Here is a 9,917-nt window from a genome sequence, read left to right on the forward strand (position 1 = left end):
CCGCCGTTGGAGCATGCGAAGGCCGGTTTGTCGGCCGTCCCGTGCGGCGTCGGGTGACAATGCTGGGGTACCGTCCGAAGAACAGTTCTTCAAACAGCTTCAAACAGCCTTATCAAACTCACTATGGCAGGAGGGACGGGGCGGCATCGCTCCGTATGGATGGACGTGAAGCGATACTTCCGTGGGCCGGTCATGTGGATCGTGCTGGCCGTCCTTGCCGTGGTCGTGTTGATGCAGGTCGTCGGTTCGTCCGGCGGCTACAAGACGGTGGACACCGGCCAGGTCATTCAGGCCATCAGCCAGGACAAGGTGAAGCAGGCCAAGCTCACCACCGGCGATGAGAACAACATCAAGATCGAGCTGAAGGACGGCGAGAAGCTCAAGGGCGAGGACGGCAGCAAGTTCCAGGCGAGCTACATCGGCGACCAGGGCGTCGACGTGGCCAAGGACCTTCAGGCCCGCTTCCAGGACAACAAGATCCCGGACGGGTACACGGTCTCCCCGTCGAAGCAGAACCCCTTCGTGGGCATCCTGCTCTCGCTGCTCCCCTTCGTGCTGATCGTCGTCGTCTTCCTGTTCCTGATGAATCAGATGCAGGGCGGCGGCTCCCGAGTCATGCAGTTCGGGAAGTCCAAGGCCAAGCTCATCACCAAGGACACCCCGAAGACGACGTTCGCCGACGTCGCCGGTTCGGACGAGGCCGTCGAGGAGCTCCACGAGATCAAGGAGTTCCTCCAGGAGCCGGCCAAGTTCCAGGCCGTCGGCGCCAAGATCCCCAAGGGCGTGCTGCTCTACGGACCGCCCGGCACCGGCAAGACGCTCCTCGCGCGCGCCGTCGCCGGCGAGGCGGGCGTCCCGTTCTACTCGATCTCCGGTTCCGACTTCGTCGAGATGTTCGTCGGCGTCGGCGCCTCCCGTGTCCGCGACCTCTTCGAGCAGGCCAAGGCGAACGCCCCGGCGATCGTCTTCGTCGACGAGATCGACGCGGTCGGCCGCCATCGCGGCGCCGGCCTCGGCGGCGGACACGACGAGCGCGAGCAGACGCTCAACCAGCTGCTCGTCGAGATGGACGGCTTCGACGTGAAGGGCGGCGTCATCCTGATCGCCGCCACGAACCGGCCGGACATCCTCGACCCGGCGCTGCTGCGCCCGGGCCGCTTCGACCGCCAGATCGCGGTCGACCGCCCGGACATGCAGGGCCGTCTGGAGATCCTCAAGGTCCACCAGAAGGGCAAGCCGGTCGCTCCGGACGTCGACCTCTCGGCCGTCGCCCGCCGCACCCCCGGCTTCACCGGTGCCGATCTGTCGAACGTGCTGAACGAGGCGGCCCTGCTGACCGCCCGCTCGGACCGCAAGCTGATCGACAACCACATGCTGGACGAGGCGATCGACCGGGTGGTCGCGGGCCCGCAGAAGCGGACCCGGATCATGTCGGACAAGGAGAAGAAGATCACCGCGTACCACGAGGGCGGACACGCCCTGGTCGCGGCGGCCTCGCCCAACTCCGACCCGGTGCACAAGATCACGATCCTCTCCAGAGGCCGCGCCCTCGGCTACACGATGGTGCTGCCGGACGAGGACAAGTACTCGACCACGCGCAACGAGATGCTCGACCAGCTCGCCTACATGCTGGGCGGCCGCGCGGCCGAGGAGCTCGTCTTCCACGACCCGACCACGGGCGCTGCGAACGACATCGAGAAGGCCACCTCGACGGCCCGCGCGATGGTCACGCAGTACGGCATGACCGAGCGGCTCGGCGCGATCAAGTTCGGCGGCGACAACACCGAGCCGTTCCTCGGCCGGGAGATGGCGCACCAGCGCGACTACTCGGAAGAGGTCGCCGCGCTCGTCGACGAAGAGGTCAAGAAGCTCATCGAGACCGCGCACAACGAGGCCTGGGAGATCCTCGTCGAGAACCGCGACGTTCTCGACAACCTGGTCCTCGCGCTGCTGGAGAAGGAAACGCTGAACAAGGAGCAGATCGCCGAGATCTTCGCCCCGATCGTGAAGCGCCCGGCCCGCCCCGCGTGGACCGGCTCCTCCCGCCGCACCCCCTCGACCCGCCCGCCGGTGCTCTCCCCCAAGGAGCTGTCGCTGACGAACGGGGCGAACGGAGCGACCCCCGCCATCGAGTCCACCACCCCGGTGGACACGGTCAAGGAGGAGCGCCCCGAGAGCTGATCCGGGCCCCCGCGGTCCGGCCAGCCCCGGAATGCAGGCCGCGTCCCCCACGCTTTACGGTGTGGGGGACGCGGCCTTTCTGTATCCGTCCTTGCAACCACGGGCCGCGTCGGACATCCGCTTGAGGAAGAGGCACAGATGACCGACCCGGTGACGCTGCACGGTGAGGGCCCGATCGGCGAGTTCGACGAGAAGCGGGCCGAGAACGCCGTGCGCGAGCTGCTCATCGCGGTCGGCGAGAACCCGGACCGCGAGGGCCTGCGGGAGACGCCGGCGCGCGTGGCACGGGCGTACAAGGAGATATTCGCGGGGCTGCGGCAGTCTCCCGAAGACGTCCTGACCACGACGTTCGACCTGGGCCACGACGAGATGGTGCTGGTGAAGGACATCGAGGTGCAGAGCAGCTGTGAGCATCACCTGGTCCCCTTCGTCGGCGTGGCCCACGTCGGGTACATCCCGTCCTCCGACGGAAAGATCACCGGCCTGTCGAAGCTGGCCCGGCTCGTCGACGTCTACGCCCGCCGTCCGCAGGTGCAGGAACGACTCACCACGCAGATCGCGGACTCCCTGATGGAGATCCTCGAACCGCGCGGCGTCATCGTCGTCGTGGAGTGCGAGCACATGTGCATGACGATGCGCGGGGTGCGCAAGCCCGGCGCCAAGACGATCACCTCGGCGGTGCGCGGTCAGCTCCGCGATCCTGCGACCCGCAACGAGGCGATGAGCCTGATCATGGCCCGCTAGGGCCTGTCCGGCGGAGCAGCGGCAGCGGGCTACGCCGCCGGGGCCGTGCCCTCGGTGTCGTCGTCGTCCGGGAGTTTGCAGACGCGCTCCAGGAAGATGGCGGCCGCTATCACGGCGATCCCGGCGACGACCGAGAGGCCCGCGAAGATGGCCTGGTCGCGGCGGGTCGGCACGTCCAGGTATCCGAGCAGGAACACGCCGGTGCCGCCGTACATGCCCGAGACGAGGGCGGCGACCAGGGCGCTGGCCTGGCCGAAGACGACCGCGCGGGCGGCCATCATCGGGTCGACCCCCTTGGCCTCCGGGCGGCGCTCCCGCTGGGCGCGCAGCCGGGAGCGGATCGACAGGGCCGTCGCGAGCAGGACGGCCGCGATCACGGCGAGGACGATGGGCGCGGCCAGCGGTACCCGCGGCAGTGAGCCCACCGAGTCCCACAGGCGGGCGCCCGCCCAGGACAGGACGCCCGCCACGACGAGAAGGCCGGCCAGCGTCCTGATCCGCAGTTGCTTCATCCCCGTGGTCGCTCCCTCAGATGTCCGCCGCCCGAGTCTGCGGCTGTGCCCGGTAGACCCTAACGATTACTCGGGCAGCCGGAGTTCCAGGTCGGTGCGCGGCGCGATGCCGGTGCGGGTGACCTGGGTGAGCAGACCGGCGACGGTGCCGCGGCCGGGCAGCTGCGCCTCCGGGTCCACATCGTGCCAGGGGGCGAGCACGAAGGCCCGCTCGTGGGCGCGCGGGTGGGGGAGCGTGAGCACCGGGTCGTCGGAGACGATGTCGGCGTAGGCAACGATGTCCACGTCGATGGTGCGCGGGCCCCACTGCTCGTCGCGGACCCGGTGGAAGGCCTCCTCGACGGCGTGCGCGCGCTCGAGCAGCGAGGCCGGGGGCAGGGTCGTGCGCAGGATCACCACCGCGTTGAAGTACGAGGGCTGGGAGTCGGGGGCGACGCCCCAGGGCTCCGTCTCGTAGACGGGGGAGACGGCTTTGATCCGGACGCCGGGGGTGTCCTCGAGGGCGTCCACGGCGCCCTGGAGGGTCTCCAGGCGGTTGCCCAGGTTCGAGCCGAGGGAGAGCACGGCGCGCTTCGGGTTGGACAGGGTGCTGTCGGCCGCGTCGACCTGCTCGACCACGGAGGCGGGAACCGGCTGGACGGTCGGGTCGAACTGCGTCTTGTTCATACTCGGCTCCGGGTGATCGTCACGGTCACGTCGTCGAAGGGCACGGTGATCGGCGCGTCCGGCTTGTGGACGCAGACCTCGACCTCCAGCACCCCCTCGTGCTTCAGGCAGATGCGGGCGATGCGCTCGGCGAGCGTCTCGATGAGGTCGACCGGGTCGCCCTGGACCGCGGCCACGACCTCCTCCGCCACGATGCCGTAGTGCACGGTCTTCGTCAGGTCGTCGTCGGCCGCGGCCGCCCGGGTGTCGAGTCCGAGCACAAGGTCCACGATGAAGGTCTGGCCCTCTTCGCGTTCCTTGGGGAAGACGCCATGGTTCCCGCGGGCCTTGAGGCCGCGCAGCGCGACACGATCCACGCGAATCACTCCTGCTGTCGTCGGTAGGAGCCGGTGCCCGCGATGTGCGGTCGCTGCGCCGGCTCGTTCGAATCTACCTGCGAGCACGGACATCGCTCGCCCGCGGGGGCTATGGACATCGGGCGCCCCGGCTGGTAGCCGCCCATACCCCGATGGGCGGGAGACCAACCGCGGGCCCGTGATTCCGCCCCGTTCGGCGGCCCGGTGCCACTCAGGCGAGTGAGTCGCCGTCGTCCGGGTTGTCGTCCAGGGCGTGACCGATGTCGCCGTCCGCGTCCGGCTCGTCGTCGCTCTCGGCGAGGACGGGGGAGGCGTGGTGGGACCAGAGCTTCCAGCCGTCGCGGGTGCGCCGGAACACGTTCGTGGCGACGACGCGCTGGCCGACCAGGGGACCGAGCTCCTCGCCGTCCTGGGGGGCGGGCCCGCCGCTGAGGATGTTCTCCGTGCAGGTCACGAGGGCGGTGTCGGCGACGACGCTGATGTGCAGGTCGGTGAGGAAGAACTGGATGTACTCGGTGTTGGCCATGATCAGCGCGTAGCTGCGCAGGACCTCGCCGCGGCCGGTGAGGACCGGCCAGCCGGGGTGGACGCAGCTGACCGAGGTGTCCTCGGCGTCGTCCGGGTCCGTGTCCTCGGCGTACGAGACGTCCTCGGGGGCCAGCCACAGCGAGGTGAGCTCCTCGAAGTCGCCGCGCTCCAGTGCCTCGTAGAACGCCCGGTTGGCGTCGTCGACGGCCTGGACGTCGGTACTGGTCACAGGGCTCCTTCGACCGCGCGGGCCACGCGGACGGCGTCGGCGGTGGCGCGGACCTCGTGGACGCGGACGGCCCAGGCGCCGGTGTGGGCGGCGAGGGCGGAGACGGCGGCGGTGGCGGCGTCGCGCTCGCGGGCGGGCGGCGGGGCGCCCTCCTCGCCGGCGAGGACGTGGCCGAGGAACCGCTTGCGGGAGGCGGCGACCAGGACGGGGTGGCCGAGGGCGTGCAGCCGGTCGAGGTGGGCGAGGAGGGCGAGGTCGTGCGCGGCCTCCTTGGAGAAGCCGAGGCCGGGGTCGACGACGATGCGGTCGGGGGCGACGCCGCCGGCGATGACGGCCTCCACGCGCGCGTGGAGCTCGTCGACGACCTCGGTGACGACGTCCTCGTAGCGTCCGTGGACGGCGTCGCCGGCGAGCAGGCCGCGCCAGTGCATGACGACGAAGGGCGCGCCGGCGTCGGCGACGACGGGGATCATCGCGGGGTCGGAGAGGCCGCCGCTCACGTCGTTGACCAGCACGGCGCCCGCGGCCAGGGACTGCTCGGCGACGCGGGCGCGCATCGTGTCGACGGAGACCGTGACGCCCTCGGCGGCGAGGCCGCGCACGACGGGGACGACGCGCCGCAGCTCCTCGTCCTCGTCCACGCGCGTGGCGCCGGGCCGGGTGGACTCGCCGCCGACGTCGACGAGGTCGGCGCCCTGGGCGACCAGGTCGAGGCCGTGCTTGACCGCGAGGGTGGTGTCGAACCAGCGGCCGCCGTCGGAGAAGGAGTCGGGCGTCACATTGACGACTCCCATGACCGCGCAGCGGTCCCATATGGGGAGATTGGCTACGTGGCCCCGGCGGACCTGCGACGTGCTCATGCCTCCAGCCTAGGGCGTGTTTCGAAAGTGGCGTCGTTCGCCCGGAGGGCGGGCCACGCACCAGACCCCGCGTGGCAGACGGCAGTTTCGAAACACGCCCTAGGGCCGGGGGAGGGGTTGCTCGTGTCGGAGGGCGGGTTCTTGAGCGGGGCTCGGCTTCGGCTCCGGGGTGTGGTGGGCGCAGGGGCGGGGGACGGGGGTGCGGCGGCGCAGCAGTGCGGGCAGGCGCAGGGTGACGAAGCCCTCGGCCTGCATCGCGGCCCAGCCGATCCGGGGGAGGTCGCGGGAGGAGCCGTAGACGACGAAGCGGGGTTCCCAGCGGGGGCGGAACTTGGCGTTGAACTTGTAGAGCGACTCGATCTGGAACCAGCGGGACAGGAAGACGAGGAGGCCGCGCCAGGCGCGCAGGACCGGGCCCGCGCCGATCTTCTCGCCGCGGGCGAGCGCGGAGCGGAACATGGCGAAGTTGAGCGACACGCGCGTGATGCCGTGCTGCGGGGCGGCCTGGAGGGCGGCGACGATGAGCAGCTCGTTCATGCCGGGGTCGGCGCTGCGGTCGCGGCGCATGAGGTCGAGGGAGACGCCGTCGGAGCCCCAGGGCACGAAGTGGAGGACGGCCTTCAGGTCGCCGTAGGGTCCCGTGCCGCCGGGACCGGCCGTGTCGTCCGTGCCAGCCGTGCTGTCGGGGTCGGTCTTGTGCGCGGTGGCGATCAGGCAGTCCCCGTCGGCGTCGTCCCCGATGCGGCCCAGCGCCATGGAGAAGCCGCGCTCGGTGTCGGTGCCGCGCCAGGCGTCGGCGGCGCGCCGGACGCGGTCGAGCTCGGCGGCGGAGAGGTCACGCACCCGCCGGACCCGGGTCGCGTAGCCGGAGCGCTCGATCCGCCGGACCATCTGCCGGACGTTGCGCATGGGCCGCCCGGCCAGGGAGAAATCCGCGACGTCCACCACCGCCTCGTCGCCCAGCTCGAGCGCGTCGAGCCCGGTCTCGCGGGTCCATACCTCGCCGCCGGTCTCGGAGCAGCCCATGACGGCCGGGGTCCAGGAGTGGGCCCGTGCCTCGTCCATGAAGCGCTCGATGGCGCCGGGCCAGGCCTCGACGTCGCCGACGGGGTCGCCGCCGGCGAGCATCACCCCGGAGACGACGCGGTAGCAGACGGCGGCCTTGCCGCTGGGGGAGAACACGACGGCCTTGTCGCGGCGGAGCGCGAAGTGGCCGAGGGAGTCGCGGGCGCCGTGCCGCTCCAGGAGGGCGCGCAGCCGGGTCTCGTCGTCCTCGGTGAGCGCGGCCGCGGGGTGTTCGGGGCGCAGCGCGAAGTAGATCGTGGTGAGGGCGGTGACCATGCCGAGCGCGCCGAGTGAGAAGGCGACCGTGCTCGACGTGCGGCCCGCGTAGTCGAGCGGGCCGTCGACGCCGAACAGTCCGTACAGGACGTGCTCCAGGCGGTCGGCGAGGCTGGGGTCGCCGGCCAGCCGGCGCGGGTGGGCGCTGACGACGGCGAGGCCGAGCAGGATCGAGCCCGCGCCCATGAGGACGAAGTTGGCGAGTGCGCGCCAGCGGCTGCGCGGGTCGGGCAGCGCGTCGAACTGGCCGCGGTGCCGGGCCAGCAGCCACAGCAGGACGAGCGGGATGACGACGCCCGCGAGCGAGTGCCGGTAGGCGAACTGGGCGCAGGAGCCGATCGGCAGCAGGACCACCGCGGCCCGCCAGGCCCGCCGCTTGCGCCGCCGCAGCCCGTGCGCGAGCAGGAGCAGCAGGACGCCGCTGCTGAGCGCGAGGGCGGCCGCGTACGGGCCGAGCGTGCCCGGCAGGACCTCGGCGAGGGCGTGCATGCGGCTGTGCCGGAAGCGCGGGAAGACCCCGGCGGCCACGTCGAGGAGTCCGACGAGGAGGCACGTCCGGGCGATCAGGGTGGGCACGGACTCGGGCCGGGGGCCGCGCATCACACGGCGCAGACGTCCCGGAACCTCGGTCCGGCTTTCCGCATCTATCCTGACGAACATCGCATTTCCGTAGTTCTACGAGAAGCGTGAACGGACCACCATGTCCGGCATCCGCGACTTGCGCCCTCTAGGACGGAGGGAGCGGGAATGGGGTTCACTCCCGTCCGGAAAAGTGCCGCAAAGGGTGGGGCACGTACCGGAAAAGCCGCTGCTCACTACGGAAAAGACCGCTGCTCGGGACGGCGGCGCCGTCAACTCGGAGGCAGGAAGAACCCCATGGGGCTCACGAGTCACAAGGTGCTCGCGCTCGCGGTGCTGTGCGCCGTGGTGCTGTTCCTCGGCACCGTGCTGCTCTGGCCGCGGCTGGCGCACCGCTCCTGGCGGGCCGTCACCGGCCGCGTGGCGCTGCTCCTCGGCACCCAGCTGGCGGTCTTCTGCGCCGTGGGTCTCGCGGTGAACCAGTCGTTCGGCTTCTACGCGTCCTGGGCCGACCTGCTGGGCCGCGAGCAGAGCCAGGGGGTGGTCACGGACGCGGCCGTCGCGGGCGGCGGCGCGCGCCGCGTGCACTGGGTGTCCTCGGGCGGCCTGACCGCGCCGCCCGGATCCCGGCCGGGCAGCCTGGGGCGCATCGAGCGGATCGACGTCGCCGGACGCGGCACCGGCATCGGGAGTCCGGCGTACGTGTATCTGCCGCCGGAGTACTTCCAGGAGCGGTACGCGCACCGGCACTTTCCCGCGGCGGTCGTCCTGACCGGCTACCCGGGCACCGCGGAGGCGCTCTACCGCGGCCTGCGCTATCCGCAGACGGCCTACCGGCTGGCGGCGGCACACCGGATGCGGCCGATGATCCTGGTGATGATGCGGCCGACGGTGGCGCCGCCGCGCGACACGGAGTGCGTGGACGTGCCGGGCGGTCCCCGCGCGGAGACGTTCTTCGCCCGGGACCTGCCCGCCGAGGTGGCCGCGCGGTACCGCACCGAGCGGCGCTGGGGGATCGTCGGCGACTCGACGGGCGGCTACTGCGCCCTGAAGCTGGCGCTGCACCACCCCGGTGTCTACCGGGCGGGCGCCGGGCTCTCCGCGTACTACCGGGCGCCGCTCGACCCGACGACGGGCGATCTGTTCCACGGGGACCGGGCGCTGCGGGACCGGGCGGACCTGATGCGCGTCCTCGACCGGGCGCCGGGTCCCGACACCTCGCTCCTTGTGACGACGAGCCGCCAGGGCGAGCACAACTACCCGGACACCATGGCGTTCCTGCGCAAGGTGAAGCCGCCCACGCGCGCGTCGTCGATCGTCCTCGACAGCGGTGGGCACAACTTCAACACCTGGCGCCGGGAGATCCCGGCGACGCTCGAGTGGCTGAGCGCCCGGCTCAGCGAATGATCTCCAGGGCGACGTCCGCGCGGGCGACGTCCCGGGCGTCGGCCGCGGTGGAGCGGCGCAGCGCCTCGTGCAGCCGGGCCGGGGTGAGGACGCCGAGGAAGCGGCCCTCGGAGTCGGCGTCGATGACGGCGATCCAGCCCGCGTCGTGCTGCAGCATCGTGGCGAACGCCTGCTTCAGGGAGGCGCCGACGGGCAGCCAGGCCTCCATGCGGCGTGCGTGGTCGCGGACGGTCGCGCCCTTCTTCGCCGCATCGCGCGCGTGCTCGGCGGAGATCCAGCCGTGCAGGTTGTCCTCCTGGTCCAGGACGACGGCCCAGCGGGCGTCGAGCTCGCGGGGCAGCGGGTCGTCGAGGTGGACGACGGGCGGCTGCTCCAGGTCGCCCTCCTCGATGGGCGTCACCGACAGGCGCTTGAGGCCGCGGTCGGCGCCCACGAAGTCGGCCACGTAGTCGGTCGCGGGCGCGCCGAGGACCGCCGAGGGGGTGTCGAACTGCTCGATGCGGCCCTGCCCGTA

The 9,917-nt window shown here is 71.7% G+C and carries 10 protein-coding genes; 3 read left to right on the forward strand and 7 right to left on the reverse strand.

Annotated elements, in window-relative coordinates; all coding sequences use genetic code 11:
- Positions 1-159: 159 nt before the first annotated feature.
- Both ftsH and folE read left to right on the forward strand, forming a co-directional pair.
- The gene (gene ftsH / locus GTW43_RS28805; protein WP_161304912.1) at positions 160-2,181 is read left to right on the forward strand and encodes an ATP-dependent zinc metalloprotease FtsH; all 2,022 of its coding nucleotides are present in this window, start codon (positions 160-162) and stop codon (positions 2,179-2,181) included.
- A 138-nt stretch (positions 2,182-2,319) separates the two neighbouring features.
- Entirely contained in the window at positions 2,320-2,925 is a 606-nt protein-coding gene (folE, locus tag GTW43_RS28810; RefSeq protein ID WP_161304913.1) for a GTP cyclohydrolase I FolE, read from the forward strand.
- Between the two features lie 29 nt (positions 2,926-2,954).
- On the opposite strand, the gene GTW43_RS28815 is transcribed toward folE, so the two are convergent.
- The 6 genes from GTW43_RS28815 to GTW43_RS28840 all read right to left on the reverse strand — a co-directional run bounded on the left by GTW43_RS28815 (position 2,955) and on the right by GTW43_RS28840 (position 8,077).
- Positions 2,955-3,437, reverse strand: coding sequence for a DUF3180 domain-containing protein (locus GTW43_RS28815; RefSeq protein WP_161304915.1), 483 nt, complete (start codon positions 3,435-3,437; stop codon positions 2,955-2,957).
- A gap of 66 nt (positions 3,438-3,503) precedes the next feature.
- Positions 3,504-4,103: a 2-amino-4-hydroxy-6-hydroxymethyldihydropteridine diphosphokinase gene (folK, locus tag GTW43_RS28820; protein WP_161304917.1), complete on the reverse strand. Its 600-nt coding sequence runs from the start codon at positions 4,101-4,103 to the stop codon at positions 3,504-3,506.
- Positions 4,100-4,459 (reverse strand): dihydroneopterin aldolase, encoded by a 360-nt coding sequence (folB, locus tag GTW43_RS28825; RefSeq protein ID WP_161304918.1) that lies wholly within the window; start codon positions 4,457-4,459, stop codon positions 4,100-4,102. Before folB ends, folK begins: the two co-directional genes overlap by 4 nt.
- Before the next feature lie 211 nt (positions 4,460-4,670).
- On the reverse strand, positions 4,671-5,216 hold the full coding sequence (locus GTW43_RS28830) for a nuclear transport factor 2 family protein (RefSeq protein WP_161304920.1): 546 nt from the start codon (positions 5,214-5,216) through the stop codon (positions 4,671-4,673).
- Entirely contained in the window at positions 5,213-6,076 is an 864-nt protein-coding gene (gene folP / locus GTW43_RS28835) for a dihydropteroate synthase (protein ID WP_161304921.1), read from the reverse strand. The genes GTW43_RS28830 and folP overlap by 4 nt, the downstream gene beginning before the upstream one ends.
- 99 nt (positions 6,077-6,175) lie before the next feature.
- Positions 6,176-8,077 (reverse strand): phosphatidylglycerol lysyltransferase domain-containing protein, encoded by a 1,902-nt coding sequence (locus GTW43_RS28840; protein ID WP_161304923.1) that lies wholly within the window; start codon positions 8,075-8,077, stop codon positions 6,176-6,178.
- 216 nt (positions 8,078-8,293) lie between these two features.
- Here GTW43_RS28840 and GTW43_RS28845 point away from each other — a divergent pair, with 216 nt between their 5' ends.
- On the forward strand, positions 8,294-9,403 hold the full coding sequence (locus GTW43_RS28845; RefSeq protein ID WP_161304925.1) for an alpha/beta hydrolase-fold protein: 1,110 nt from the start codon (positions 8,294-8,296) through the stop codon (positions 9,401-9,403).
- Here the strand turns inward: GTW43_RS28845 and GTW43_RS28850 are convergent.
- A partial coding sequence (locus GTW43_RS28850; protein WP_343246143.1) for a CBS domain-containing protein occupies positions 9,393-9,917 on the reverse strand: 525 nt, incomplete at its 5' end. The two genes, GTW43_RS28845 and GTW43_RS28850, sit on opposite strands and share 11 nt — an antisense overlap.

The sequence above is a fragment of the Streptomyces sp. SID5785 genome, assembly GCF_009870065.1.
Classification (GTDB): domain Bacteria; phylum Actinomycetota; class Actinomycetes; order Streptomycetales; family Streptomycetaceae; genus Streptomyces.